Annotated in this window: 28 protein-coding genes and 1 pseudogene; 13 read left to right on the top strand and 16 right to left on the bottom strand. The window is 59.6% G+C overall.

Annotated elements, in window-relative coordinates:
- Positions 1–233 precede the first annotated feature (233 nt).
- Entirely contained in the window at positions 234–443 is a 210-nt protein-coding gene (locus tag AC1DSG_RS10045) for a cold-shock protein (RefSeq protein WP_002554837.1), read from the bottom strand.
- 355 nt (positions 444–798) lie between these two features.
- Between AC1DSG_RS10045 and dcd the strand changes: the two genes are divergently transcribed.
- A complete protein-coding gene (gene dcd / locus AC1DSG_RS10050) occupies positions 799–1,365 on the top strand; it encodes a dCTP deaminase (protein WP_007947207.1) in 567 nt (188 codons plus the stop codon).
- Between the two features lie 107 nt (positions 1,366–1,472).
- A complete protein-coding gene (locus tag AC1DSG_RS10055) occupies positions 1,473–1,682 on the top strand; it encodes a hypothetical protein (protein ID WP_477790746.1) in 210 nt (69 codons plus the stop codon).
- A gap of 77 nt (positions 1,683–1,759) precedes the next feature.
- Here AC1DSG_RS10055 and AC1DSG_RS10060 read toward each other — a convergent pair whose 3' ends face one another.
- The 8 genes from AC1DSG_RS10060 to AC1DSG_RS10095 form a co-directional block, all read right to left on the bottom strand.
- On the bottom strand, positions 1,760–2,524 hold the full coding sequence (locus AC1DSG_RS10060) for an ABC transporter ATP-binding protein (RefSeq protein WP_477790747.1): 765 nt from the start codon (positions 2,522–2,524) through the stop codon (positions 1,760–1,762).
- Between the two features lie 13 nt (positions 2,525–2,537).
- Positions 2,538–3,656 (bottom strand): succinylglutamate desuccinylase/aspartoacylase family protein, encoded by a 1,119-nt coding sequence (locus AC1DSG_RS10065; RefSeq protein WP_477790748.1) that lies wholly within the window; start codon positions 3,654–3,656, stop codon positions 2,538–2,540.
- A gap of 24 nt (positions 3,657–3,680) precedes the next feature.
- Positions 3,681–4,391 (bottom strand): ABC transporter permease, encoded by a 711-nt coding sequence (locus tag AC1DSG_RS10070; RefSeq protein ID WP_007947214.1) that lies wholly within the window; start codon positions 4,389–4,391, stop codon positions 3,681–3,683.
- On the bottom strand, positions 4,388–5,116 hold the full coding sequence (locus AC1DSG_RS10075) for an ABC transporter permease (protein ID WP_007947215.1): 729 nt from the start codon (positions 5,114–5,116) through the stop codon (positions 4,388–4,390). The genes AC1DSG_RS10070 and AC1DSG_RS10075 overlap by 4 nt, the downstream gene beginning before the upstream one ends.
- A 56-nt stretch (positions 5,117–5,172) precedes the next feature.
- Complete coding sequence (locus AC1DSG_RS10080) at positions 5,173–5,955, bottom strand: transporter substrate-binding domain-containing protein (RefSeq protein WP_007947217.1); 783 nt, start codon at positions 5,953–5,955, stop codon at positions 5,173–5,175.
- A 226-nt stretch (positions 5,956–6,181) separates the two neighbouring features.
- Positions 6,182–7,879, bottom strand: a complete 1,698-nt coding sequence (locus tag AC1DSG_RS10085) for an ATP-dependent DNA ligase (RefSeq protein ID WP_477790749.1) — start codon at positions 7,877–7,879, stop codon at positions 6,182–6,184.
- A complete protein-coding gene (locus tag AC1DSG_RS10090; protein WP_477790750.1) occupies positions 7,876–8,910 on the bottom strand; it encodes a ligase-associated DNA damage response exonuclease in 1,035 nt (344 codons plus the stop codon). Before AC1DSG_RS10090 ends, AC1DSG_RS10085 begins: the two co-directional genes overlap by 4 nt.
- A gap of 197 nt (positions 8,911–9,107) precedes the next feature.
- Positions 9,108–11,558 carry a penicillin acylase family protein gene (locus tag AC1DSG_RS10095; RefSeq protein ID WP_477790751.1) on the bottom strand — a complete coding sequence of 817 codons (2,451 nt, stop codon included), beginning with the start codon at positions 11,556–11,558 and terminating at the stop codon, positions 9,108–9,110.
- A 185-nt stretch (positions 11,559–11,743) separates the two neighbouring features.
- Between AC1DSG_RS10095 and AC1DSG_RS10100 the strand changes: the two genes are divergently transcribed.
- A complete protein-coding gene (locus tag AC1DSG_RS10100; RefSeq protein WP_477790752.1) occupies positions 11,744–12,295 on the top strand; it encodes a cysteine hydrolase family protein in 552 nt (183 codons plus the stop codon).
- Positions 12,296–12,434: 139 nt separating this feature from the next.
- Here AC1DSG_RS10100 and AC1DSG_RS10105 read toward each other — a convergent pair whose 3' ends face one another.
- Genes AC1DSG_RS10105 through AC1DSG_RS10120 form a run of 4 tightly spaced genes read right to left on the bottom strand, consistent with a single transcriptional unit; the run spans position 12,435 to position 14,168 of the window.
- Positions 12,435–12,644 carry an SEC-C metal-binding domain-containing protein gene (locus AC1DSG_RS10105; protein ID WP_150780435.1) on the bottom strand — a complete coding sequence of 70 codons (210 nt, stop codon included), beginning with the start codon at positions 12,642–12,644 and terminating at the stop codon, positions 12,435–12,437.
- Positions 12,641–13,135: an LEA/WHy family protein gene (locus tag AC1DSG_RS10110; protein ID WP_477790753.1), complete on the bottom strand. Its 495-nt coding sequence runs from the start codon at positions 13,133–13,135 to the stop codon at positions 12,641–12,643. Before AC1DSG_RS10110 ends, AC1DSG_RS10105 begins: the two co-directional genes overlap by 4 nt.
- 54 nt (positions 13,136–13,189) lie before the next feature.
- Positions 13,190–13,666: a YchJ family protein gene (locus AC1DSG_RS10115; protein WP_452625174.1), complete on the bottom strand. Its 477-nt coding sequence runs from the start codon at positions 13,664–13,666 to the stop codon at positions 13,190–13,192.
- A 4-nt stretch (positions 13,667–13,670) separates the two neighbouring features.
- Positions 13,671–14,168 carry a DUF6231 family protein gene (locus AC1DSG_RS10120; protein WP_477790754.1) on the bottom strand — a complete coding sequence of 166 codons (498 nt, stop codon included), beginning with the start codon at positions 14,166–14,168 and terminating at the stop codon, positions 13,671–13,673.
- Positions 14,169–14,356: 188 nt separating this feature from the next.
- Here AC1DSG_RS10120 and AC1DSG_RS10125 point away from each other — a divergent pair, with 188 nt between their 5' ends.
- The 4 genes and pseudogenes from AC1DSG_RS10125 (at position 14,357) to AC1DSG_RS10140 (ending at position 16,739) form a co-directional block, all read left to right on the top strand.
- Complete coding sequence (locus tag AC1DSG_RS10125; protein ID WP_477790755.1) at positions 14,357–15,046, top strand: PA1041 family peptidoglycan-binding anchor lipoprotein; 690 nt, start codon at positions 14,357–14,359, stop codon at positions 15,044–15,046.
- A 90-nt stretch (positions 15,047–15,136) separates the two neighbouring features.
- Positions 15,137–15,563, top strand: a pseudogene (locus tag AC1DSG_RS10130) (OmpA family protein).
- A 146-nt stretch (positions 15,564–15,709) separates the two neighbouring features.
- Positions 15,710–15,988 carry a DUF1145 domain-containing protein gene (locus AC1DSG_RS10135; protein WP_477790756.1) on the top strand — a complete coding sequence of 93 codons (279 nt, stop codon included), beginning with the start codon at positions 15,710–15,712 and terminating at the stop codon, positions 15,986–15,988.
- Positions 15,981–16,739, top strand: a complete 759-nt coding sequence (locus AC1DSG_RS10140) for a collagen-like protein (protein ID WP_477790757.1) — start codon at positions 15,981–15,983, stop codon at positions 16,737–16,739. The genes AC1DSG_RS10135 and AC1DSG_RS10140 overlap by 8 nt, the downstream gene beginning before the upstream one ends.
- A gap of 110 nt (positions 16,740–16,849) precedes the next feature.
- Here the strand turns inward: AC1DSG_RS10140 and AC1DSG_RS10145 are convergent, their stop codons facing one another.
- A complete protein-coding gene (locus AC1DSG_RS10145) occupies positions 16,850–17,314 on the bottom strand; it encodes a CopD family protein (RefSeq protein WP_477790758.1) in 465 nt (154 codons plus the stop codon).
- 98 nt (positions 17,315–17,412) lie between these two features.
- On the opposite strand from AC1DSG_RS10145, the gene dinG reads away from it, so the two are divergent.
- The 5 genes from dinG to pdxH all read left to right on the top strand — a co-directional run bounded on the left by dinG (position 17,413) and on the right by pdxH (position 25,292).
- Complete coding sequence (gene dinG, locus AC1DSG_RS10150) at positions 17,413–19,557, top strand: ATP-dependent DNA helicase DinG (RefSeq protein WP_223512269.1); 2,145 nt, start codon at positions 17,413–17,415, stop codon at positions 19,555–19,557.
- A 95-nt stretch (positions 19,558–19,652) separates the two neighbouring features.
- A complete protein-coding gene (locus AC1DSG_RS10155; protein ID WP_477790759.1) occupies positions 19,653–22,163 on the top strand; it encodes a beta-agarase in 2,511 nt (836 codons plus the stop codon).
- Positions 22,164–22,386: 223 nt separating this feature from the next.
- Positions 22,387–23,532, top strand: a complete 1,146-nt coding sequence (locus AC1DSG_RS10160; protein WP_477790765.1) for a serine hydrolase domain-containing protein — start codon at positions 22,387–22,389, stop codon at positions 23,530–23,532.
- Positions 23,533–23,645: 113 nt separating this feature from the next.
- Entirely contained in the window at positions 23,646–24,620 is a 975-nt protein-coding gene (locus AC1DSG_RS10165) for an OmpA family protein (RefSeq protein WP_477790760.1), read from the top strand.
- A 24-nt stretch (positions 24,621–24,644) separates the two neighbouring features.
- On the top strand, positions 24,645–25,292 hold the full coding sequence (gene pdxH, locus AC1DSG_RS10170; protein ID WP_477790761.1) for a pyridoxamine 5'-phosphate oxidase: 648 nt from the start codon (positions 24,645–24,647) through the stop codon (positions 25,290–25,292).
- A 5-nt stretch (positions 25,293–25,297) separates the two neighbouring features.
- Here pdxH and AC1DSG_RS10175 read toward each other — a convergent pair whose 3' ends face one another.
- Positions 25,298–25,534, bottom strand: a complete 237-nt coding sequence (locus AC1DSG_RS10175) for a hypothetical protein (RefSeq protein WP_477790762.1) — start codon at positions 25,532–25,534, stop codon at positions 25,298–25,300.
- A gap of 165 nt (positions 25,535–25,699) precedes the next feature.
- Between AC1DSG_RS10175 and AC1DSG_RS10180 the strand changes: the two genes are divergently transcribed.
- Positions 25,700–26,164, top strand: a complete 465-nt coding sequence (locus AC1DSG_RS10180; protein WP_477790763.1) for an outer membrane lipoprotein — start codon at positions 25,700–25,702, stop codon at positions 26,162–26,164.
- Between the two features lie 65 nt (positions 26,165–26,229).
- On the opposite strand, the gene AC1DSG_RS10185 is transcribed toward AC1DSG_RS10180, so the two are convergent.
- A partial coding sequence (locus tag AC1DSG_RS10185; protein ID WP_477790764.1) for a colicin E3/pyocin S6 family cytotoxin occupies positions 26,230–26,490 on the bottom strand: 261 nt, incomplete at its 5' end.

Consider the following 26,490-nt stretch of genomic DNA (forward strand, 5'->3'; position numbering starts at 1 on the left):
GCTGCGCAGCAGTCGTAAAACCTGAGTTTGCGGTCTTCCTGAAACACCGCATCGTCTGATTGCACGACTGCTTCGCAGCCGAACGCAGGCYTCGCCAGCTGCTACGGATCGCGTAATGGCTTAACTGATCGGCATTAAGCCATGGGCTGCGATTTTTTTTGTGCCTGCAAAACATTCAGGCACAAAAAAGCCCCGCTTTTAAGGGCGGGGCTTTTTACTAAAGCAAGTACAAGTTAGATAACTTGAACTTCTTCAGCTTGCATGCCTTTCTGACCGCGGGTAGCGATGAAAGAAACCTGTTGGCCTTCTTTCAGGCTTTTGAAGCCGTCGGATTGGATAGCTTTGAAGTGAACGAACAGGTCGTCACCGGATTGTGGAGTGATGAAGCCGAAGCCTTTTTCATCGTTGAACCACTTAACGGTACCGGTTTGGCGATTAGACATGGTGTAACTCCTTGAACAAAGATAACTGCGACTCAGGAAGAACCCTGGCCGAGACTGAGTGCAAAGAGCAGGAAAAATTCTTGTAGATGGTTGGATCGAAATTCAACATATCGTGTAGAGATTCTCAGTGACACAAGCAGCACAGTGGCGCCACCTTAACCCTTTTTACCGAACGTGCCAATGCTTCTTGCGAAGGTTTCTCTGAATTCAGGACTGACGGTCAATCGAATTTGCGCAAAGGCCCCGAATTCACGGGGGATCCGGGAGAATTGTGCCCCCGGACTTTGAACCCGGAGCGCGCGCCCGGTAAGATGCCGGACAGAATTTTTCCACCTCGCTATTCAGGACACCCGCCATGAGCATCAAATCGGACAAGTGGATTCGCCGCATGGCGCAAGAGCACGGCATGATCGAACCCTTCGTTGAGCGCCAGGTGCGCGGCGAAGGCGCCGAGCGCGTGATTTCCTACGGTGTTTCGAGCTATGGCTACGACGTGCGCTGCGCCGATGAATTCAAGGTGTTCACCAACATCAATTCGGCAACCGTTGATCCGAAGAATTTCGACGAGAAGAGCTTCGTCGACGTTAAAAGCGATGTTTGCATCATTCCACCCAACTCTTTCGCCCTGGCCCGTACCGTGGAGTTCTTCCGCATTCCGCGCAACGTGTTGACCATATGCCTGGGTAAAAGCACCTACGCGCGCTGCGGCATTATCGTCAACGTGACGCCGCTTGAGCCTGAGTGGGAAGGGCATGTAACGCTGGAGTTCTCCAACACCACGACGCTGCCGGCGAAAATCTACGCCAACGAAGGCGTCGCACAGATGCTGTTCTTCGAATCCGACGAAGAGTGCGAAGTGTCCTATAAGGACCGTGGCGGCAAGTATCAGGGCCAGCTCGGCGTCACCCTGCCGCGCACCTGATCCGTTCATCTGGCCAGACAGCGGGAATTCTTGAGCGGGTAGACACTCTATGGGGTGTACTGCCCGGTTCGCGCACAGCGGACGGGGCCTTCGCTCAGGAGTGCTTTATGAAGATCGATCCGCGAATAAGTGCCGAACTGGCAAGGCTTGAGCCCAATCAGGTTGGCGTTTTGGCCTGGTCCTTGTTGGCACATCCGCCCRTCAGCATGGCGGGGGGCATCCCCGGTCAACCAGACCCTGATACCCCGAACGAACAGCCAACGGAGCCCGGTGAACCGACCTTGCCGGATGAGCCGCCTCCGGCGCCAGTAGCCTGATCTGTCGCCAAAAAAAATGGCCAGTCAGCTGATGTCTGCAAAGACGTCAGCTGTCTGGCCATTTTTTTGGGGCGGGTTTATTTCAGGTTGCCGCTCAGGAACTGCTGCAGCCGTTCACTCTTCGGGTTGCCCAGCACGTCTTCCGGCGCGCCTTCTTCTTCCACCAGCCCTTTGTGCAGGAACAGCACCTGGTTGGAGACTTTGCGGGCGAAGCTCATTTCGTGCGTCACCATGATCATGGTCCGGCCTTCTTCGGCCAGGCCCTGGATCACTCGCAATACTTCACCTACCAGTTCCGGGTCGAGCGCCGACGTCGGTTCGTCAAACAGCATGACTTCCGGTTCCATGGCCAGCGCCCGGGCAATGGCGACCCGCTGTTGCTGGCCGCCGGACAGGAACGCCGGGTATTGGTCGGCGACGCGCGCGGCCAGGCCGACCTTGTCCAGATAGCGCCGGGCGCGGTCTTCGGCCTCTTCCTTGCTGCAACCCAACACCCGGCGCGGGGCCATGGTGATGTTTTCCAGCACGGTCATGTGGCTCCACAGGTTGAAGTGCTGGAACACCATGGCCAGGCGGGTGCGGATCCGTTGCAGTTCATTAGCGTCGGCCACGTGCATGCCATGACGATCCTTGATCATGCGGATGTTCTGCCCGTCGAGGGTCATGGCGCCGTCGTTGGGTTGTTCGAGAAAGTTGATGCAGCGCAGAAAGGTACTTTTGCCCGAGCCGCTGGCGCCGATCAGGCTGATGACGTCACCGGTCTTGGCCTTGAGCGAAACGCCTTTGAGGACTTCATGATCGCCATAGCTTTTATGCAGGCCTTCGATGGTCAGTTTGTACATGGGGCATGCATCCTCAAGGCGAAAGTAGGTAGCCGCTGCGATAGGCTTCGGCGCCCGCGACGTGCGCGATCACCATGCCGGCAGTGGCCATGCGCCGTAGCGAGCGGGCGTACATCAGCCCGGCGGCGGTGCAATGAACGGGGGTGACGCGATCATTGATCGGGTCAATGATTTCGGCGATCAGTTGCCCGGCTTCCAGGTACTCCCCCGGCAGCGCGGTGAACACCAGCAAGCCACCGACAGGAGTGGCTACAGGTTCCACGCCCGCCAGCGGCGTGGCCGGGTAGGGTAGCTCGGGCAGGGGCACCGGTTCGCCGGCAATGGCGCCGAAGTGAATCAGGTAATCGATCAGCGCCTGGCAATCGAGGCTGGCCAGCGGATGATTGACGTCACCCTGGCCGCGCAATTCGACCGTCACCGAAAAGCTGCCCAGCGGAATGTCGAAGTGTTCGCCGAAGCGCTCCTTCAACTGCCACCAGAGCAGGGTGAAGCATTCATCGAATGATTGGCCGCCGGAGTCGGTAGCCAGCAAGCTCGCCTCGGCACCGATGTATCGCGCCAGGGGCTCGACCTGTGGCCAGGCTTCCGGCGTGGTGTAAAGGTGCGCAACGGCTTCGAAATCGCAATGCAGGTCCAGCACCATGTCCGCATCGCAGGCCAGGCGTTGCAGGGTCAGGCGCTGGGATTGCAGTTGGGTGCTGGCGGTTTGCTTGGCCAAGGCATTGCACAAACTGTCGCGGATCAGCCCTAGGTTGCGCTGCGGATCGTCACCGAGTTGGCCTTCGATCTCATTGCCGACCGCTTCGCTCACATCGACGAACCAGCGATTGAAGTTTTGGCCGCTTTCGAGCTCGAAGCGACCCAGCGGAACCTCCAGCAACACTTGTTCCAGGCCCACCGGGTTGGCGACCGGCACCAGCACGATTTCGCTGCGCAGCCGGCCGGCGGCTTCGAGTTCGGCCAGGCGCTGCTTGAGGTGCCAGGCCACCAGCATGCCGGGCATTTCATCGGCGTGCAGGGACGACTGGATGTAAATCTTGCCTTTGGCCGATGTCGGGCCGAAGTGGAAGCTGTGAATTTGTCGTGCGGTCCCCGGCAGTGGGGCCAGCAGGTCATGAATCTGGTGGCGCATGTTTCTTTATTCCTAAAGCGGGTCCTAGTGAGTCGGCCCGAGGAAGGCCAGCCATCGCCGTTCGGCGAGACGGAACAGGCCGACCAGCGCAAAGGTCACAGTCAGGTAGATCAGTGCGGCAATGCCGAACGACTGAAAGGTCAGGAAGGTCGCCGAGTTGGCGTCACGAGCGACTTTCAAGACGTCCGGAATGGTCGCGGTGAACGCCACGGTGGTCGAGTGCAGCATCAGAATCACTTCGTTGCTGTAATACGGCAACGAGCGACGCAGGGCCGACGGCATGATGACGTAGGCATACAGCTTCCAGCCGGTCAGGCCATACGCCTTGGCGGCTTCGACTTCACCGTGGTTCATGCTGCGAATCGCCCCGGCGAAAATCTCCGTGGTGTAGGCGCAGGTGTTCAGGGCGAAGGCGAGGATGGTGCAGTTCATCGCATCGCGAAAGAACGCATCCAGCACCGGTTGGGCGCGAATGGCCGCCAGGCTATAAATCCCGGTGTAGCAAATCAGCAGCTGAATATAGAGCGGCGTACCCCGAAACAGATAGGTGTAGAACTGCACCGGCCAACGGATGTAGAAGTGCGGCGACACCCGAGCGATGGACAGCGGGATCGACACCAGGAAACCGATGACGATCGAGGCGGTCAGGAGCCACAGGGTCATGGCCAGGCCGGTGATGTTGTTGCCGTCGGTATAAAGGAAGGGTTTCCAGTACTCCTGCAAGAGTTCGATCATCGTACGGCCTCCCGGGAACCGGCGGCGTAACGGCGTTCGAGCCAGCGCAAGACGAAGTTGGAGGCGCTGGTGATCAGCAGGTATATCACCGCGGCCACCACCAGGAAATAGAACAGTTGATAGGTGCTTTTGCCGGCGTCCTGAGCGGCCTTGACCAGGTCGGCGAGGCCGATGATCGACACCAGCGCAGTGGCCTTGAGCATCACCATCCAGTTATTGCCGATACCCGGCAGGGCAAAGCGCATCATTTGCGGGAACACCACGATCCAGAAACGCTGGCCACGCTTGAGGCCATAAGCGGTTGCGGCTTCGACCTGGCCACGCGGGACTGCGAGGATCGCGCCACGGAAGGTCTCGGTGAAGTACGCGCCATAGATGAAGCCCAGGGTGATGACCCCGGCGCTGAACGGGTTGATCTCGATGTATTCCCATTCCATGAAGTCGGTGAACGACGTCAGCCAGGTTTGCAGGCTGTAGAAGATCAACAGCATCAGCACCAGGTCCGGCACGCCGCGAATCAGCGTGGTGTAGACCTGCGCCGGCACGCGCACCAGTTTGACTTTGGACAGTTTGGCACTGGCGCCCAGCAAGCCGAGCAAGACGGCCACCAAGAGCGACAACGCCGATAATTTGATGGTCATCCAGGTGCCTTCCATCAGCAACGGACCGAAGCCCTTGAGGCTGAAGGCAGAGAGCCCCAGATTTTGTAATAGGTTTTCGAACATAAATCAGCAACCTGATCGGATAAAAAAAGCGCCCATCGCGAGATGGGCGCCGGGCATTATTTGCCGCTGTACAGGTTCAGATCGCCAAAGTGTTTCTTTTGAATCTCGGCGTATTTGCCGTCATCGTGTAACGCTTTGATACCTTTATCCAAAAGCGCTTTCAGCTCGGTGTTACCTTTCTTAATACCGACAGCCGTTTTGGCCGGCAGCAAAGCGTTGTCGACTGGCTTGCTGACATCGTAATCGGCACCCTGTGGCGACTTCAGGAAGCCCAGTTCGGCTTGCAGCATGTCCTGAATCCCTGCGTCGAGACGACCGGAAGTCAAGTCGGCATAGACCTGGTCCTGGTTGGCGTAGGCCTGGGTTTTAACGCCGGCCTTGTCCAGTACGGCTTTGGCATAGGCCTCCTGGATGGTGCCTTGTTCGTAGCCGACGGTCTTGCCCTTGAGCGAGGCGACGTCTTCAGTCACGCCAGAACCTTTTTTGAACACGTAGGCGGTCGGGCCGGAGAACAGCTCGCTGGAGAAGTCGATGACTTTTTCGCGGGCTTCGGTGACGGTCATCGAAGAGATCACACCGTCGAATTTATTGGCCTTGAGGCCCGGAATCATGCCGTCGAAATCGCTTTCGACCCATTTGCACTTGACCTTCAGCTCGGCGCAAATCGCGTTCCCCAGATCGATGTCAAAGCCTACCAGGCTACCGTCGGCCGCTTTGGACTCGAAGGGTGCGTAGGAAGGGTCAACGCCAAAACGCAATTCTTTGTATTCCTTGGCCAGTGCGGAGCCCGCAGCCATGCACAATGCGAGTGCAGAAAAGGTCAGCAATGCTTTTTTCATTATTCAATCCCTAAGAACCAATATGAGCGCTTGTGGCGCAGAATTATTGTTACTGGAAAGCGTAAGACCTGATGAAAGTAGCAATTTCCGAACCAGAGTCCCGAACAAGCGTTTTAAAAGGTCATACAAGAAATGACGGCGCAAGGATTGTGCACGAAAACGGGCGCTGTGGAAGTGCCGCACCAAGATGGATCAGGCCTCCACAAATTAATGTAGGGGAATGGGGTCAGCTCAGTAAGTTCTGCAATGTGCCGAGGTCATCAGCCTCTTCAACCGACTTGTCCTGACGCCAGCGCAGCATCCGCGGAAAACGCACGGCGATCCCGCTCTTGTGGCGTTTTGACAGGGCAATACCTTCGAATCCCAATTCAAAGACCAGGCTCGGTTTCACGCTGCTGACCGGGCCGAATTTTTCCACGGTGGTTTTGCGCACGATGTTGTCGACCTGACGGATCTCTTCATCCGTCAGCCCGGAATAGGCCTTGGCGAAGGGCACCAGGTTGCGTTCGCTGGCATCGGGCGGCGCGTCCCACACCGCGAAGGTGTAATCGCTGTAGAGACTGGCCCGTCTGCCGTGGCCGCGTTGCGCATAGATCAGCACCGCGTCGATGCTGAACGGGTCGACTTTCCATTTCCACCACACGCCCATGTCCTTGGTTCGGCCGACGCCGTAAAGCGCATCCCGGGCCTTGAGCATCATGCCTTCGACGCCGAGACGGCGGGAGGCTTCCCGTTGGCGGGCGAGGTCGAACCAGTTTTCACCGGTAAGCACTGGTGAGGCGAGTAACGCCGGGCTGTTACAGGTGGCGACGACGGTTTCCAGCTGCGTGCGACGCGTGGCCTGCGGTTGATTGCGCCAGTCGGCGCCTTGCCACTCCAGCAGGTCGTAGGCGAGGACCACTACGGGCACATCGTCGAGGATTTTTTTGCTCAGGACTTTGCGTCCGATTCGCTGTTGCAACAGGGCGAACGGTTGCACGGCAGGCGTGGCAGGCGTGGCAGATACGGTTGGGTCAAATGCATTCTCTGTGTCGGGTCGGGAGGTTTTCCAGACAACGATTTCGCCGTCGATCACGGTGCCGTCGGGCAAACCGTGTACCAGTTGCCCGAGTTCGGGGAAGCGCTCGGTCACCAACTCTTCACCCCGCGACCAGATCCACAGTCGCCCGTCGCGCTTGACCACTTGGGCGCGGATACCATCCCATTTCCATTCCACCAGCCATTGGCTCGTGGGGCCGAGCAGCGCTTCGAATTGCTCGACCGGTTGCGACATCGCATGCGCCAGGAAAAACGGATACGGCTGCGCTCCACGCTGGGCGTGTTCATCACTGGATTCAGCCGCGATCAATTTCAGATAACTGGCAGCGCTCGGCCGATGGAACAGGTCGGTGTAACCCACCATTCGCTGGGCCACGCGCTTGCTGTCGAGCCCGGCCATGGCCGCCAGGGCGCGGGTCACCAGCAGCTTGGAGACGCCCACACGAAAACTGCCGGTGATCAGTTTTATGCAGAGCATCAGACTGGTGCGGTCCAGGTGAGACCAGAGGCTGGGCAATTGTTCGGCAAGCACTTCGGGGGACTCGCCGCGCAAGGGCAGCAGCTTGTCTTCAATCCATGTCGCCAATCCATCGGTGGAGCGGTGCGGTGATTCGGGCAGCACCAGTGAGATGGTTTCTGCCAGATCGCCCACTGCCTGATAACTCTCTTCGAACAGCCAGGGTTGAAGGCCTGAAAACTCAACGGCCAGCTCTCGCAGCACGCGCACGGGCACCAGTTGCCGGGGCCGCCCACCGGACAAAAAATAAACCGCCCACGCGGCATCTTGCGGCGCGGCCTGCGCAAAGTAATGTTGCATGGCGGCCAGTTTGGCGTTGCTCGACGTGGTGGCGTCGAGTTCGGCATACAGCTCGGCGAACGCCTTCATGGCAACACCTTGTCTGGCACGGGGTCGACCCTGGCGTTGTCTTCCTCGTCGTCGCCGTATTCGGTGTTGAAGCTTTGTGCATCAAGACCCTGTTCACGCAGATGGCGCACCAGGACGGCGACCGAACCGTGGGTCACCATTACCCGCGCGGCGCCGGTTTGTTCAATGGCCCAGAGCAGGCCCGGCCAATCGGCATGGTCGGACAACACAAATCCCCGGTCGACACCGCGCCGACGACGGGTGCCGCGCAAGCGCATCCAGCCGCTGGCGAAGCCGTCACTGTACTCGCCGAAACGGCGCATCCAGGTACTGCCGCCCGCTGACGGCGGCGCGATGACCAGCGCTTTGCGCATCATCGGGTCATTTTTTTGAACGTCACCGGCATAGATCGTTGGCGGTAAGTAAACGCCGCTTTGGCGATACACCTGGTTGAGTGGTTCTACGGCGCCGTGCACCAGAATGGGGCCGAGGGTGGCGTCGATACCGTGGAGAATTCGCTGCGCCTTGCCGAACGAGTAGCAGAACAGCACGCTGGCCATGTCGGCGGCGGCGTTGGCTTGCCACCACTGATTGATCTCGGTAAATACCTGTGCCTGAGGTTGCCAGCGATAAATCGGCAGGCCGAAGGTCGATTCGGTGATGAAGGTGTGGCACCGCACCGGTTCGAAGGGCGCACAGGTGCCGTCGGCTTCGGTCTTGTAATCCCCGGAGGCGACCCAGACTTCGCCGCCGTATGCCAGTCGCACCTGGGCCGAGCCGAGCACATGGCCGGCGGGGTGAAAACTGACAGTGACGCCGTGATGCTTGAGGGGCGTACCGTACGGCAGGGTTTGCAGGTTGATGTCTGCACCGAGGCGAGCACGGAGGATGCCTTCGCCGGCTGATGCCGCCAGATAGTGTTGATTACCGCTGCGGGCATGATCGCTGTGAGCGTGGGTGATGACCGAGCGCTCGACGGGCCGCCACGGGTCGATATAGAAATCCCCGGCCGGGCAATACAGACCTTCAGGACGCGCGATAACAAGATCCATGTTGTTGCCAGGATGGAGGGACTTGTTAGGTATGAGGCAGGCGTGAAGCCAGAAGTTCTATCGAGATGTCATGGAGCGATGACTTTCCCCTGTGGGAGCGAGCTTGCTCGCGATAGCGGTGTGTCAGTCACCAGAAAGGTCGACTGGCAGGGCCTCATCGCGAGCAAGCTCGCTCCCACATTTGTTCGGTGGTGAGCTTACTTGGCGGGTGCCAGGGTCAATTGCGTCTTGCCGTACACCTTGTCAAAGTTCTGCGGCTGCATCGGCAAGCTCATGTATTGTCCTTTGAGCCAAGGCTCGATGCTGTTGAGGTAATTCGGGCTGGCAGGGTTGCCCGACTGACCGGTGCTGTTCTGGCCCATCAGCGGCTCGGCCTGGCCGAAGTCGACGATAAAGCGCATGGCCGGCGCCAGTGTGGTGTTGAAGTCCTGACCCCAGGCGAAGGCCGCCGTGTTCAGCGTGGTGTGGTCGCCGCCCGCCGCGACTGGCCCGCGAACGGTCTGACCGTTGGCGTTTTTCCATTCGTAGCGGTGCAGTTTGCCCCACTGCCAGGCTTTGTGATCGCCGCCCAACTGACTGTCGCCGGCGCTGATCGCCGCTGCCAGACTACGAGCGAGGATCGCTGTCTTGTCCTCTTTCTGAGGTGTGCGAGCGTCATCCCAGAACGGGCTGTCTTCGCGCCCCAGCAGATGATCGGCCTGAGCGGCGTAGGACAACTTGCCGTTGGCCACAAAGGCTTTCCACGCCGGGCTGCTTTGCGGGCCGAGTTCGTCGAGGAAGATTTGTTTCATGCTTTCCTGCAGAAACAATTCATACATCGCTGCATCGGCGGAAGTCGCGGCGAGCTTGCCGTCGAACGCCATCAGGCGCGTATATGCCTCGCGCGCCTGGCCACGCTCTGCCACCGGCAACGCTTCAATCGCCTGCTTGAGTGGCTGGGCCATGCCCGGTGCTTCGAACATTTTCTTCAGTTTGGCGGCGAAAGTGGTGGTCTGGTCATACTGCATCGCAATCACGCTGCGCGCGTCGTGTTTGCCCGCACCCGCCAGTTCAGCCAGGCGCTCGCCACGCTCCGGTGCCGCCCAGGAATTGGACAATTGCATGCCGTAGCCATGGGGAATGACGCGCTGGTTGGCGGTGCCGAGCCAGCCTTGGGCCGGGTCTTGGTCGTAGGGGTGCAGCATCGGCTCGGCGTAACCGTCCCAATCGTAGCGACCTTCCCAGCCCGGTGATGGCAGCAGGCCTTCGCCTTCGCGGCGGTTCGGATAGCGGCCGGTGACCTGCCAGGCGATGTTGCTGGCGTCGGCGAAGACCAGGTTCAGTGCGATGGCGCGGATTTCGCGGCTGGCGTCCGAGGCTTTCTCGACGGTCTGGGCCCGGGACAGGTCGAAAAACGCGTCCAGGGATTTGTCGTCGGTGAAGTTCGGCATTTGCAGGGCCAGGCCGAAACCGTTCGCCAGTGTCGTGCCTTGGGCACTGTTGAGCAGCGGGCCGTGACGGGTTTCGTACACCGCTTCGCGAATTGGCCGCTGGCCTTTGACGAAGTAGGTTTCATTGCGCACGACGGCGGGCTGCCATTTGCCGGCCACTTCGTATGTGAGGCCGTTGCCCTGGCGTTGGATTTTTTCCAGGAACAGGTCCTGGTTGTCACCCCTGACCGCGGTCATGCTCCAGGCCACTTTGCCGTTGAAACCACCGAGCACCATTGGTAAACCGGCAATGGTCACGCCCGAGGCTTGATATTTCGGCGCACGGATCTGCACGTAGCTGAACAACGACGGCACACCGAGCGAGCCATCACTGTCGCTGGCCAGCAGGCTTTTGCCACTGCGGCTGCGTTGCGGGCCGATCGCCCAGTTGGTCGACGAGCTGGCGGCCAACAGATTCAGGTCGGACAGTTGGCCCGTGGCCTTGTTGATCTCGGCCAAGCCCGGGATAGCCCCGTTGAGCTTGATGCCTTGTAGTTTCTCGGCTTCAGCCAGCGGCAGTTTTTCGTCGGGCGCAGACGGCGTCAGCCAGGCGAGTTTGTCGGTGGTGACGGTCTGGGCCAGCATCAGCGAGGAAATTTCTTCCGGCAGGTTGGCTGATTGGCTGAAGTTCAGCAGGCAGAAAATCAGCGCCGAATCTTCCGGTTTCCAGTATTCCGGTTTGTAACCGGTGGCTGCGAGGTCCGCCGGCAGCTTGTCGCGGTAGCGGAACAGGTAGGCGTTGACGCCGCGAGCATAGACTTCGAAGAAGCGTTTGAGGCGCGGCGAAGAGGCTCTATACAGCTCGCCCGCGCTTTTTTTCAGGTTGACCGCGCGCATATAGCGGTCGGCGTCCAGTAAATCGGCGCCGGACATTTCCGCCAGACGTCCTTCGGCCAACAGGCGCAAAGTCACCATTTGCGTGATGCGGTCGCTGGCGTGGACGTAACCCAAGGCGAACAACGTGTCGTGGAAGCTGTTGCCTTCGATCAACGGCATGCCCATGGCATTGCGACGCACCGAAACGTTCTGCGCCAAGCCCTTGAGCGGCTGTACACCGGAGGTCGGCGGGAGGGTGTCCTGAGCGTTCATGGTCTGACAACCGGTCAGACTCAAAACACTGGCCACTGCTGCGGCAACGCCGAACCGGGGAAGAAAATGTGTAAGGGCTGGCGAGGCCATGGTAAAGCTCCTGCGGGGGTAGAGGCGCAATAAAGGCGCTACGTTAGTGAGCAGGAGGAGGGCGCGCAAGCGGCGAGTGGGTTATTTATTTACGAAGATCGTTCCCAGCATTCTATGGCTTGCCTGATAGAGGCGGTGATGCTCAAGTGCGTAAAACTCAACGACCCTGCATGAGAGAAACCGGCATGGAGCTCAAGACCCACGCAGCGCTGATCATCATTGATCAACAAAAAGGCATTCTGCATCCCCGACTTGGTCGCCGAAATAATCCACAGGCCGAGGAACGAATCCTTGATTTGTTGGCGTTTTGGCGTCGAACCGGGCGGCCGGTGATTCATGTGCAGCACCTGTCCCGCTTACCGGACTCTGTGTTCTGGCCGCAGCAACCAGGCGTGGAATTTCAGCAACGGTTTGAGCCAATGACTGGCGAGCAGCTGATTCAGAAACAGGTCCCGGATGCCTTTTGTGGGACTGGGCTGGAGGCACGTTTGCGAGAAGCGGGAATTGATCAATTGGTGATTGTTGGTGTGGCAACCAACAACTCGGTGGAGTCCACGGCGCGAACGGCCGGAAACCTGGGGTTTGAAACATGGTTGGCGGAGGATGCGTGCTTTACCTTCGACAAGACGGATTATTTTGGTAATGCCCGTTCGGCCGAGGACGTGCATGCGATGTCGCTGGGGAATTTGCACGGGGAATATGCGACGGTTGTGAGCACTGCGCAGATCCTGAGTTGATGTGACTTTAAGTCAGTCATCGCGAGCAGGCTCGCTCCTGCATTCGATCGCATTCTTCCTGGAAGAACTCGGTTGAATGTGGGAGCGAGCCTGCTCGCGAAGGCGATTCAACTGGCGAAAAATATTTTCGCCCGAAGTATCAAGCGCCGTGGCACTTCTTGAATTTCTTGCCGTTGCCGCATGGGCAAGGGTCGTTGCGGCCGACGTCTTTCAGGGCGTTGCGCACCGGTTCCTGAGGGGCGTGGCCGCAGTTCGGGCCGTGAACATGGCCATGGTCGTGATCATGGTGGTCGTGATGGTCATGATCGTGGTTGCAGTCAGGGCCATGGACGTGGGGTTGCTGGGTCATTGGATGTGCTCCGGAATTAAATCGGCGGCGATTATCACGCCATTGCGCGCCAGGTGCACGTCATGTGGGTTGAAAAAACCGGTTTTCAGTTCACCTTCCAGACGATAGGGAATGGGTTGATCGGGTTTTTTCAGCATTTTCATCAGGTCTCGTACCTTGGGCCACAGGTTGGTACGGATCGGCACTTTTACATAGGCGCTGTGCTTGGGGCTGATCGTGAACCAGTTGTCGTACTCGCCTTCGGTCAGCAGAATGTTACCCAAGTGAATCCGGTATTCGAGGCTGCGCACGGTCAGTTCGCTGTCGTTGGGGTTGTCGATGCGAAAGTGCAGGAGAAATTTCTGTTCCAGCAATTTCGCCCGCACGACTTCAACCTTGACCAGATGCACCTCGGGGTCCGGCTCATCGTCATTGAACCAGGACGCACAGCCGGTGAGCCCCAAAAACAGCAGCAGGCCGAGCAGATAAAGTGCGTGTCGCCGGGTGATCATGGTCGTGTATCTCCCTTGAACCTGTAGCAGCTGCCGGAGGCTGCTACGAAGTGCTCAACTACTGAAGTACCCCGCACAACACTTCTTGAATTTCTGACCGCTGGCGCACGGGCAAGCGTCATTGCGTCCGGCCTTGAGTTGCACGGTGGGGTCGATGAAGTACCAGTGGCCGGCGTTCTGCACGAATGACGAGCGCTCGCGGTGGCTGTGTTCGCCGCTGCCATCGTGCCAGCGCGCGGTAAAGGTCACGAAGGCGTGTTCCGGCTGGCCGCCAAAGACTTCGGAGCTTTCGACTTCCAGCCCCAGCCACGTGCTTTGCGCACTCCAGTCGCTGATGGACTGACGATTCAGGCCGGCCTGTTGCGCAGGCAGTGTGGTCGCCACCAGATAGTCGATCAGCCCCAGCACGTAGGCGCTGTAGCGCGAACGCATCAAGGCTTCGGCACATGGCGCCGGATGCCCGGCATGGTAATGACCGCAACAGGCATCGAGCAGGGTGCCGCTGCCACAAGGGCAAATGGATGTACTCATTGCATTACCACCAATATTTCCCGAAGTTTTCCGGATTGGCCCAAAAGCGTGAGTTGAGCCAGTCGGGTACTTGCTTGTATTCAAGCAGATCATAGGTGAACAGGGTCAACACCTGCTCGTCGCGCTGGAAGCGCTCGCTCGCTTGCAGGGCCAGGGAGAAAAAATCCGTCTCCTGCCAGCCACTGGCCGACAAGTCCGCCAGCACGGCAATGCGGCTGGCGTTGAGGTTGCGGATCCCGCCGAGCAGGTTAAGGCCATCGCGCTTGGGCAGATGTTCGAGGCAATCGACCGCCAGCGCCAGGTCAAACCGGCGCGCCGCCAGGTCCTCCGGCAACGGCCCCGGTGCCGCATGGGCCACACACGTATCCGGGTGGGCAAGCTTGAATGCCTCCAGCGCGGGGAACTCACTGGCGCCAATCAGCAAGAGCTGCGCGGGGGCATAACGGTCCAGCAACGCAGCCAACGCCTGCTGCGGCGTGCGCGAAGAAATACCTGCAATCATCAAAGATCCTCAATCAGAGCGCCAAGACTAGCCTGCCTGAACGTGCGGGCCTAGCGCAGGTTTACAGCAAATACGCCAATCCGTGGTGAACACAATTAAAACAGCCGTGGCCTGTTGCTGGCGCAGATTAATACTCGGGTCTTTACTACCAGAATCGGTTCTAAGCCGATCCCTCAGGAGAAAACTAGATGAGCATAGTTCGGACAGCATTACCCTTGGTTCTGCTAACCAGTGTGTTGACTGGTTGCGCAGGTTTGCAGAAAACCGACTGGCCGACTTGTGCGTTGGTCGGTGGTGTCGTGGGTGCGGGTCTCGGCGCGACCGAGAGCGCGGCATGGGCAGGCTATGGTGCGCTGCTTGTCGGTGGCACGGCCGCGGCCTATTGCTGGGTACACGGTGATGGCGACGAAGATGGCGATGGTGTACCGGATAGCCGCGACAAGTGCCCAGGCACACCTCACGGCGTGCATGTCGATGCCAACGGTTGCCCTCCACCTGCGCCAGTGGTCGAAGAGGCTGTTGTGGTCAAGGAAGAAACGATCGTCATCCGCGATGTTCACTTCCAGTTTGACAAAGCTACGCTCACCGAGTCCGACAAAGAGGTACTCGACAAAGTTGCCACGCGCTTGAAAGGGGAAGCATCTACTGCTCAATTGACCGTTACCGGTTATACCGACAGCGTGGGCAGCGACGCCTACAACCAGAAACTGTCGGATAGACGCGCTCACTCGGTGGTTGAATACCTCATCCAGGAAGGCGTGCCACGCAGCAGCTTCGTGTCTGTGGTCGGTGCGGGTGAAAGCAATCCGGTCGCCGATAACAGCACCGCTGACGGCCGCGCGCAGAACCGTCGTACGGAAATCCATATCAAACGCTAAGTCCCTTCCGCTCTGCGGCTTGTGCAGTCGCGGATGCGGGTCATTACTCCTGTGTAACCGGTATAGGCCGGTTACACAGGCGCTTTCAACATGAGCGTTCTCACAAGAACCGTCTTGTCGGTTCTGCTGCTTGGCAGCCTGTTGACGGTTGCGCAACTCACAGTGATGGCACTGCCCCTCTCAATCAAGAAAACTGGCCGATCTGCAGCGTCATTGGCGGTCTGGTGGGCGGAGGTTTGGGCGCCATCGAAAGTGGTGCATGGGCGGCCGGAGGCGCATAGCTCGGAATCTTGGCCGGTGGCTTGATTTGTTACGCCCAGGATGGCGATCAAGACGGCGATGGTGTCTTTCGCAGCGTCGTGCCAACAGCGTGGCGGACTACCTGTTGAGTCAGGGCGTGGCGCCGAATAAAGTCGCCAGTGAAGGCAAAGGCGAAAGTGAGCCTGTGGCTGATAACGATACCGAAGAAGGGCGCGCGAAAAACCGTCGCGTGGATTTGCACATCAATGTGACCTGAGCCACGAAGTAGAGCCGTCGACCACCCGCGTGGCGGGGCGACGGCCATTCGGCAGTCTTCATGAAGATTTTTCTGTTGCCCTCTGGCGTATTCCTCGTGGAAGCCGCTACTGTGCTCGCAAAGAATAATGATCAGCGGGGGCGCGTATGAAGGTGTTTTGGGGGCTGGGGAAGGTATTGACCCTGCTGTTCTGGTCGGTGGTGCTGGTCAATCTGCTTGCGCCGTTTGTCTATCCGCTGCACACGTTAGTCGAGTTGGCCGGTGGCGCGCTGGCACTGTTCCACCTTCTGGAGCTGGTGTTCTGCAACCGCAGTCTCAGAGGCCGCGCCCATCCTTGGCGTGATCGCCTTCAAATTGCCATTTTCGGCGTGTTTCACCTGCAAACCCTCCCGGCTCCTTCCGCATCTAAGGCTTCCCATGCGTAATCTCTGTTTGCTCGCCGTCTTAATCAGTCCATTGGCCTGCGCTCAGGTTGTCAGTGTCGAAACCAATTCGCTGATGCGCCTGCCTAACACGGCCAGCACATTGCAACTGGAACGGCTGGAAGTCGCCGATTACGGTACGTTGCTGATCCCGTCGAATGTGACCGAAGTGACCGTGGGCGAATTGCATTTGGGCCGTGAAGCGCGAATTGCCATCGTGCCGAGTGAGCAGGCACTGGAATTGAAAGTCCTGCGCGCCGAGTTGTCTGAAGGCAGTCAGATCACCGCGAGGGGCGCGCCGGGCAGCTTCCAGAAAGCTGCACGGTCGGGGCGTAACCTGAACTTGCAGATCAAGACGCTGAAGGCACCGCAATTGTCGGTAGATGCTCGCGGCGGCGCAGGCGCACCGGGGTTTTTCGGTCTTGATGGCGCCAATGGCCAGGCACCGGGATGCACCTGGGGGCAGGCCGGTCACGGTGCCGATGGCAGTGATGGCAGTGATGGTCAGCCGGGGGCTTCGGGTGCGCAGGTAAGGCTGGAAGTGCCGCGCGAATACCCAGCGGATAAAATCAAGGTGCAGGTGGCGGGAGGTGCCGGTGGACTTGCAGGTCCTGGCGGCAAACCGGGGGCGGGTGGCAAGGCCAAAGGCTGTCTCGTTTACACCACCGAGGGTGGCAAGAGTGGCCGACCGGGTGCTGATGGTCAGCCGGGGCCTGCCGGTGCGGCGGGTTCGGTGACGGTTCAACGGTTGTAAGCAGTTTGATCGTTCCCACGCTCCGCGTGGGAATTCCTCAAGGGACGTTCCGCGTCCAGTGACGCGGAGCGTCACGGGCTGCATTCCCACGCAGAGCGTGGGAACGATCATCAGAAAATCGGTCTGGCCGAAGCCTCTGCCACCAGCAACAAACCCACCAGCAGATTAATTCCCACCAACCGCCGAATTCTCCCGAGCACCGCCGCCCCTGCCGGCCAATCCTGCGCCGTCACCGCCGTGCGCAATTCCGGCAACATCAATGCCTGAATCCGGATAAACAGCGCCGTCATCACCACGTATAACCCCATCATCACCTGCACATAGCGCGGCGCGGTCTCGAACCCGATGTGTTGCAGATGAATCATGCCGACCCCGCTAATCGGCAACAGCACCACCGCGACCCAGACCCAGCGGAAAAATCCTTGAAACACTTCTACCCATAACTTCAATCGGGCAGGGCCTTCCAGCGCTGTCATTGCGGCGGGGCGCAAGACCATCCAGGCGAAAAACATGCCGCCTACCCACACGAGGGCGGACAGCACATGCAGGGTGTAAACGATGCCAAAAGGTGTCATTGGGGTACTCCGTTCTGCGCGGGATTAATTAGCGGGGTATGATAGCGGCGATCCGAACCACTGAAAATTTATCCAGCGTTTTTTGCGCCCGACAATCCATGATCAGCACCGAACTCAAAACCACGATCCAGGGCGCCTACTCGCGTTTTCTCGAAGCCAAGAGCCTCAAGCCGCGCTACGGCCAACGCCTGATGATCGCCGAAATTGCCAAAGTCCTCGGTGACATCGACACCGACGACGAAGGCCGGCGCAGTGGCGACCCCGCGATTGTTGCGGTGGAAGCCGGCACCGGTACCGGTAAAACCGTAGCCTACAGCCTGGCGGCGATCCCGACCGCCAAGGCTGCCGGCAAACGCCTGGTGATTGCCACGGCCACCGTGGCCCTGCAAGAGCAGATCGTCTACAAGGATTTGCCTGACCTGATGCGCAACAGCGGGCTGAATTTCAGCTTCGCGTTGGCCAAGGGGCGTGGGCGCTACATGTGCCTGTCCAAGCTCGACATGCTGCTGCAGGAAGGCCACGCACAAACCGCTACCGCGCAGTTGTTCGAAGAAGAAGGCTTCAAGATCGAGGTCGACGAGGCCAGTCAGAAGCTGTTCACCAGCATGATCGAAAAACTCGCCGGCAATAAATGGGACGGCGACCGCGACAGTTGGTCCACGGCCCTGGAAGACGCCGACTGGGCGCGTCTGACCACCGATCACAGCCAGTGCACCAACCGTCATTGTCCGAACTTCGGCCAGTGCGCCTTTTATAAGGCCCGCGAAGGCATGGGCAAGGTCGACGTGATCGTCACCAACCACGACATGGTGCTGGCCGACCTGGCACTGGGCGGCGGTGCCGTGCTGCCGGATCCGCGCGATACCATCTACGTGTTCGATGAAGGTCACCACCTGCCGGACAAGGCCATCGGCCATTTCGCCCATTACACGCGCCTGCGCTCTACCGCCGACTGGCTGGAAACCACCGCGAAAAACCTCACCAAATTGCTCGCCCAGCACCCGCTGCCCGGCGACTTGGGCAAGCTGATCGAGCAAGTGCCGGAACTGGCCCGCGAGATCAAGACCCAGCAGCAATTCATGTTCACCGCCTGTGAACAGGCCGCCGATTTCAAACCCGGCGAAGACGTCGAAGGTCGTGAGCGCCCGCGTCACCGATTCGTTGGCGGGGTGATTCCCGAGCACATGCGCGAGATGGGCATCGAGTTGAAGAAGGGCTTTGCCCGGCTCACCGACCTGTTCACCCGGCTCACCGAGTTGCTCAAGGAAGGCATGGACGGCGAGGTCAACATCGGCATCGCCAGCAATCAGGCTGAAGAGTGGTATCCCCTGTTCGGCAGCCTGTTGTCCCGTTCTTCGGGCAATTGGGAATTGTGGGTCGCGTTCACCGCAGAAGACCCGGAAGACAACCCGCCCATGGCCCGTTGGCTGACCCTGGCCGAAAGCGGTTCGCTGTTCGACATCGAGGTCAACGCCAGTCCGATCCTCGCGGCGGAAATGCTCCGGCGCAACTTGTGGAACGTCGCTTACGGCGCACTGGTGACCTCGGCGACGTTGACGGCCCTCGGCACCTTCGACCGTTTCCGCATGCGCGCCGGCCTGCCGAAAAAAGCCGTGACCGCCGTGGTTCCGAGTCCCTTCCACCACGCCGATGCCGGCGTGCTGCGAGTGCCGGACCTGAAAGCCGACCCGCGTGATGCACCGGCCCACACCGCCGCGATCATTCGTGATCTGCCGCAACTGGTTGAGGGCTCGCGGGGCACGCTGGTGCTGTTCTCTTCTCGCAAACAGATGCAGGACGTGTTCGACGGCCTCGACCGCGACTGGCGCAAACAAGTGTTCATTCAAGGCAACCTGTCGAAGCAGGAAACCTTGAACAAGCACAAGGCACGCGTCGATGGCGGGGACTCCAGTGTGCTGTTCGGCCTCGCCAGTTTCGCCGAAGGGGTCGACTTGCCGGGCGCGTACTGCGAGCACGTGGTGATCGCGAAAATCCCGTTCTCGGTGCCGGACGATCCCGTCGAAGCGGCGCTGGCGGAATGGATCGAAGCCCGTGGCGGCAATCCATTCATGGAGATCTCCGTGCCCGATGCCTCGCTGAAACTGGTCCAGGCTTGCGGTCGCTTGCTGCGTACCGAAGAAGACCGCGGCACCATCACCTTGCTGGATCGACGTCTGGTCACCCAGCGTTACGGCAAAGCCATCCTCAATGCGTTGCCGCCATTCCGGCGCGAAATTTCCTGATCCACCGGTGGGCACATTTGCCCACCGCGTTGTCTATCTCTCTACCATCGCTTTTCCACTGACCATTGAAGGTCGTTAGGGAGATCCACGTTCCTATGATTCGCCGTTCGTTGCCCGCTGTATTTGCCCTGATGTTCGCAGCCCCTTTGCTGGCGGCCCCCGCTGGCCAACAAACGCTGTTCAACTTTGTACGCCCTGCCGACGTGGTCCAGGTGACGACTCAGGATGCCAGCCTGCCGCAATCCAATGCGGAGCAAACAGCCGAGGGCGAAGTGTTGCGCCGGGTCACTTTCAATCCAGTGGCACAGCCGAGTTTGCGGCTGACGCCGCAAACCGGTGCCTGGGACTGGTCGCAGTCGGGCGTCATGAGTCTGCGGATTCAGAGCGCGATGGACTGGGCCGTAACCCTTTACGTAAAAATCCAGAGCAATGACGGCAAGACATTGTTCAGTCGCGTCGATTTGCCGGCCGGCCCTGCGCAGACTTTGTTGGTGCCGTTAGTGGCAAGCTCACCTTTGAGCCAGGGCATGAAAGCCGGGCCGCCCATGCCGATGACGATCGACGGGCAGCGCATTTTGCTGGCCAGCAGCGCCGGGCAACTGGATCGTGGCCAGGTAGTATCGGTGACCTTGTCGATGGATCAACCGAAAGTCGCCCAGAACATTTTGCTGGAACGTTTTGGCGTGCAGGATGGCGAGGCAGTGATCCACGCCGTCTACGGCGGATTGGTGGACGCTTACGGCCAGTCGACCCGGGCCAAATGGCCGGAAAAGATCAGCAGCGATGAGCAACTCAAAAGYGCCGCCGTCAAGGAACAGCAGCAACTGAAAACCTGGCTGGCCGAGCGCGAAAAATCATCCCTGGACCCCTTCGGTGGCTGGACCAAAGGTCCCGCGTTCAAGGCCAGCGGTTTTTTCCGTACCGAAAAGCGTGACGGTCGCTGGTATCTGGTGACCCCGCAAGGGCATCCGTTTTATTCGCTTGGGGTTAACACCGTGGCCCCGGACGTTAACCAGACCTACGTCGCCGGTCGCGAGTGGATGTTCGAGTCCCTGCCGAAACCCGACGAAGCGCTGGCTAATCATTTTGGTGAAGGTAATAACCGTGGCGGCAATGGTGCGGATCAGGGGCGCAGCTACGACGCCGGTCGCTGGTACGACTTTTACGGCGCCAACTTGCAGCGTTTGTATGGCGAACCTTGTGTATTGGGCAGCGACACCAAGGCCGGCGTCGCCGCCGCGGCCAAGGCCGACGCGGTCGAAGCGACGGTCGAGAAGGCCGCCGAGCCACCGGTGATCCCGTCGACCGCCGATTCCGGTGTTGCCGAAGCCGCCAAGGCCGGTGCTCTCGAAGCGACTGTCGCGAAAGCGGCTGAGAACACACCCGCAGAACCCTGCAAAGCGGTGGTGGATGAACAACGCTGGACCAGCCACACTCTCGATCGCCTGCAAGCCTGGGGCTTCAACACCATTGGCAACTGGAGCGCTGCGGCGCTAGGCAATGCTGATCGGGTGCCCTACACCTTGCCGCTGTCGATCGTCGGTGACTACGCCAGCATCAGCACCRGCACCGACTGGTGGGGCGGCATGCCCGACCCGTTCGATCCGCGTTTCGCCATGGCCACCGAACGTGCCGTGGCCATTGCCGCCCGCGACCACCGTGACGATCCGTGGCTGATCGGCTACTACGCCGACAACGAATTGGCCTGGGCCGGTCCCGGTGATGACCCGAAAGCCCGATACGCCTTGGCTTACGGCACCTTGAAAATGACCACCGACGTGCCGGCCAAACGCGCGTTTCTCAAGCAACTACGTGACAAATACCGCAATCAGGCCGGTCTGTCCAAAGCCTGGGGCATTGACTTGCCGGCGTGGGAATTGATGGAAGATCCAGGCTTCGTGCCTCCGCTGCCAAGCGCTGACCACCCGGAAATCGAAGCCGACTTCAAATACTTTCAGAAGGTCTTTGCCGATACCTATTTCAAAACCATTTCCGATTCGCTCAAGTGGCATGCGCCGAACCAGCTGTTGCTGGGCGGTCGCTTCGCCATCAGCACCCCGGAAGCCGTGGACTCCTGTGCTCAGTATTGCGATGTGTTGAGCTTCAACATGTACACCCTGCAACCGCAGGACGGTTACGACTTCGCCAAACTGCGTAGCCTCGACAAACCGGTACTGATCACCGAATTCAACTTCGGCTCGACGGATCGCGGGCCGTTCTGGGGCGGTGTGACACAACTGGCGAAGGAAGAAGATCGCGGGCCGGCCTACGCGAACTTCCTTAAACAAGCGCTGAGCGAACCTTCGATTGTCGGTGTGCACTGGTTCCAGTACCTGGACCAACCCGTGACCGGGCGGTTACTGGACGGCGAGAATGGTCACTTTGGGCTGGTGGGCATTACCGATCTGCCGTTCCAGGGGTTTGTCGAGTCTGTGCGCAAGAGCAACCTGGCGACTGTCGACCAATTGGGCAAAGCCGCCGAGAAAGCGGCGGCCGAGGCCGACAAAGCCAGTCACGATGCCGAAGGCGGCAGAAAGGCCGAGGCCGGCAAAGGCCCGGGGAAGGGCGTCGGGCATGCGGGTGGGCATTCGGGTAATGGTCATTAAATTCTAAAAGCATCGCGAGCAGGCTCGCTCCCACAGGGGATTCTTGGTGTAACTGAGATCCAGTGTAGGAGTGAGCCTGCTCGCGATGGCGTCCGCCAAGTCGCCAAACATTTCTGATCCAATCCACGGCGGGCGACCGCCCGGCCCAACCCCATTCCCAAAACCCTCAAGGGCTGGAACAATGCGGGCCACTTTGTATAGCGTTTATCCGGGAGCAATGCGGGTGCAGATTCAGGGTCATTACGAGCTTAAGTTCGAAGCGGTGCGCGAAGCCTTCGCGGCGCTGTTCGACGATCCTCAGGAACGTGGCGCAGCCTTGTGCATTCAGATCGGCGGTGAAACTGTCCTCGACCTCTGGGCCGGCACCGCTGACAAAGACGGCAGTGAAGCCTGGCACAGCGACACCATCGCCAACCTGTTCTCCTGCACCAAGACGTTMACCGCCGTTACGGCCCTGCAATTGGTGGCGGAAGGCAAGCTGCAACTGGACGCCCCGGTTGCCCGCTACTGGCCCGAATTTGCCGCGGCCGGTAAAGAGTCCGTGACCTTGCGTCAGTTGCTCTGCCATCAGGCAGGCTTGCCGGCGTTGCGCGAATTGCTGGCCCCGGAAGCCCTTTACGACTGGCAAACCATGGTCGATGCCCTGGCGGCTGAAGCACCGTGGTGGACACCGGGCCAAGGCCACGGCTACGCCGCGATCACTTACGGCTGGCTGGTGGGCGAGTTACTGCGCCGCGCCGACGGTCGTGGGCCGGGCGAGTCGATTGTCGCTCGCGTTGCCAAGCCTTTGGGGCTGGATTTCCACGTCGGCCTGGCCGATGAAGAGTTCCATCGCGTGGCACACATCGCCCGTGGCAAGGGCAACGTCGGCGATGCAGCGGCCCAGCGCTTGTTGCAAGTGACCATGCGCGAGCCAACGGCAATGACCACCCGCGCCTTCATCAATCCGCCATCGATCATGACCAGCACCAACAAACCCGAGTGGCGGCGCATGCAGCAACCCGCCGCCAACGGTCATGGCAATGCGCGCAGCCTGGCCGGCTTCTACGCCGGTCTGCTCGACGGCAGCTTGCTGGAAGGCGAAATGCTCGACGAGCTGACCCGCGAACACAGCCTCGGCGACGACAAGACTTTATTGACCCGGACCCGATTCGGCCTGGGTTGCATGCTCGATCAACCGGATGTACCCAACGCGACTTACGGCCTCGGCCCGCGTGCGTTTGGTCATCCGGGCGCTGGCGGCTCCATCGGTTTTGCTGACCCGGAACGCGATGTGGCCTTCGGTTTTGTGACAAATACCCTGGGGCCGTACGTCTTGATGGATCCACGCGCGCAAAACCTTGCGCGAGTACTGGCCACTTGTCTGTAAACACGGCTGCCGGGTTCCAGAACGGAACCCGGCAGCCCTTTTTGATTCAAAGCGTCAGTTTGTGCGGGCCGCTCCGGTCTGACTTTTCATTACTTCAATTTTGTGGATATCCAATGTCATCCAAATCAACACTCGCCCTGGCCCTGTGCTTCGCTATCACCGGTTGCGCACAGACCCCACAAAGTGATTCCGATGGCAGCAGCTGGTGGCCGTTCGGTTCGTCGGACAAAGTCGCCGCTAAAGAACCAACCCCGGCCCCGTTGAAACCTGCCGCCACAGCACCCGTTGCCAAGACTGAAAGCGCCAGCCCTTGGTACTGGCCGTTCGGTGGGGAGAAGAGCCGCACCAAAGCCGTGCCGATGCCAGACCCTAAAGTCACCCAGGCCTGGCTTGACGACTATGAGCCGCGCCTGCGCGAAGCGATCAAGGACAGCAACCTGAAACTTGAACGCCGTGAAAACGTGTTGGTGGTGATCGCACCGGTAGAAGGCTCGTTCAACCCGGATCGTCCGTCCATGCTGCTGCCGGTCACCCTCGGCCCGTTCACCCGTGTCGCGAAGATCCTTGAAGCTGACCCGAAAACGGCCGTGCTGGTACTCGGTCACAGTGATACGTCGGGCGCCGCACCGGCCAACGTGAAACTGAGCCAGGAGCGTGCACAAGCGGTGGCTGCGATTTTCCGTCTCAGTGGTTTGCAGCGTGATCGCCTGATGCTTCGTGGTATGGGCGGTGACGCCCCGCGTGCGGCCAACGACAGCGTTGAAGGTCGTGCATTGAACCGTCGTGTGGAATTGCTGGTGACCCCGCAAAACACCATGGTGGCGCTGCTGAGCAAATACAACATGCCGGCCCCGGCGCCAGTGACCATGATCGCGGCCAAGGACATCAAGCCAGTGGCCACACCAGTCACCCCGGCGCCTGCCGCGAAGAAAGCGGCTGTACCAGCGGCTAAAAAGGCCCCGGCCCAGAAATCCACCGCCAAGAAAGCGCCCGCTAAAACCGCAACACCGGCGAAGAAGACTGCGCCGGCCAAAGCGGCTGCCGACACCAAGAAAGTCGACGTCGCCGCTGACGCCACCAAAAAGTGATTAGTTAACCAAAAGGAATGCGCCATGACCCAGCGCCTGGCTGATATGCGTCGTGACTACACCCGTGATGGCCTGACCGAGGCTCAAGCCCCGGCAGAGCCGTTCGGGCTGTTCCACCAGTGGTTTGGCGACGCGGTGAAAACCGAGCAAGCGCCGGTGGAAGCTAACGCCATGACCTTGGCAACGGTCGATCAGGACGGTCGGCCGCATTGCCGCATTCTGTTGCTCAAAGGTCTGGACGCGCAGGGCTTTACGTTTTTCACCAACTACGAAAGTGCCAAAGGTCAGCATCTGGCGGCGAATCCGTTCGCGGCCATGACCTTTTTCTGGCCGGCCCTGGAGCGCCAGGTGCGCATCGAAGGTCGGGTGGTGAAAGTCTCGCCTGAAGAGTCCGACGCCTATTTCCAGGTTCGTCCGCTGGGCAGCCGACTCGGTGCCTGGGCGTCACCGCAGAGCCAGGTGATTGCTGATCGTGCGGAACTGGAAGCGTTGCTCAAGAACACCGAGCAGCGTTTCAGCGACACAGCGCCGCATTGCCCGGATCACTGGGGCGGTTACCGCTTGCTGCCGGAGCGCATCGAGTTCTGGCAGGGCCGCGCAAGCCGCCTGCATGATCGCCTCAACTACCGCTTACAGGGCGCCGACTGGATTCTTGAACGTCTGGCACCCTAGGCAGTCTACCGTTCGGGATACCCCGCAGCAGCGGCTTCAAGCCACTGCTGCAGGTCCCGACGCTTGATTTTCTGCGCTTGAGCGTTTGCCAGCTGCTGGAGCATGAACGTTTTTTTCTGCTCGTCTTCCCCAGCCAGAGCCAACGCCAGGTCGCGATCCATCCAGCGTTTTATCCGCACGTACAACCACCCGTGGAAGTACAAACCCGCGATGGTCGTGACGACAATGATGAAGTAGTCCATGAAAATCCTTGGGGCAGCGTGGATTCCGGAAGTTGCCGCTAACCGGTTGGTGAGTTTTTCAGGCGCCTGTATAGGGCCTGAATCAAACCATTTTTATCCGGGCGATGCCGTGACACGCGTCAAGCTGCGGGGTTTAATGGAGGCCTGTCCTTTGGAGTTGATGTTATGCGTAAGTCTGTTTTGTTGGTTGCTTCCTTTTCCACGATGGCGATGTTGCTCACTGGCTGCCAATCGAGCCTGACCGGTGACTCCTACTCCCGTGATGAAGCGCGTCGTGTACAAACGATTCGTATGGGCACCATCGAAGCACTGCGCCCAGTGAAAATCGAAGGCACCAAAACCCCAATCGGCGGCGCTGCCGGCGCAGTGGTCGGCGGTGTAGGCGCTAGCTCCATCGGTCAAGGCAACGGCAGCATCGTTGCCGCGGTTATTGGCGCAGTCGCCGGCGGCCTGTTGGGCTCGGCAGCCGAAGAAGGCCTGACCCGCACCCAGGGTGTTGAAATCACCGTACGCGAAGACGATGGCAGCATGCGCGCCTATGTACAGCAAGTTCAGGAGAATGAAATTTTCCGCGTGGGTGAGCGGGTGCGGATTGCTACTGTTGATGGCACGAGCCGCGTTTCGCACTAAGCGGGAAACGGGTAAAGGAAAACCCCGATCAGGTGACTGGTTGGGGTTTTTTGTGTCAGTGGCTTTCATCTATTACACGTAAGTTGGAAGTAATGATCGAGATCGTGGATGGGCTTTCCTAAGATTTTTTCGATAGCTGACAGCTGCAGCAGAGTCGGTTGTAGCCTTCCCAGCCTTGCTGGTCGTTTGTCCGTCCGTCCTTTGGCATCCACCCAACGGGCCCTAAGCCCGCCACCTCCTTGTTTTGGTGTTTTCTTTTTTGCTTCTTTAAGCCCTGAGAAACCGGTGATCTCTTCTGTTTCTGGCGCGGAGTAGCGGAGTAATAG

Source organism: Pseudomonas sp. P5_A12 (assembly GCF_056400685.1).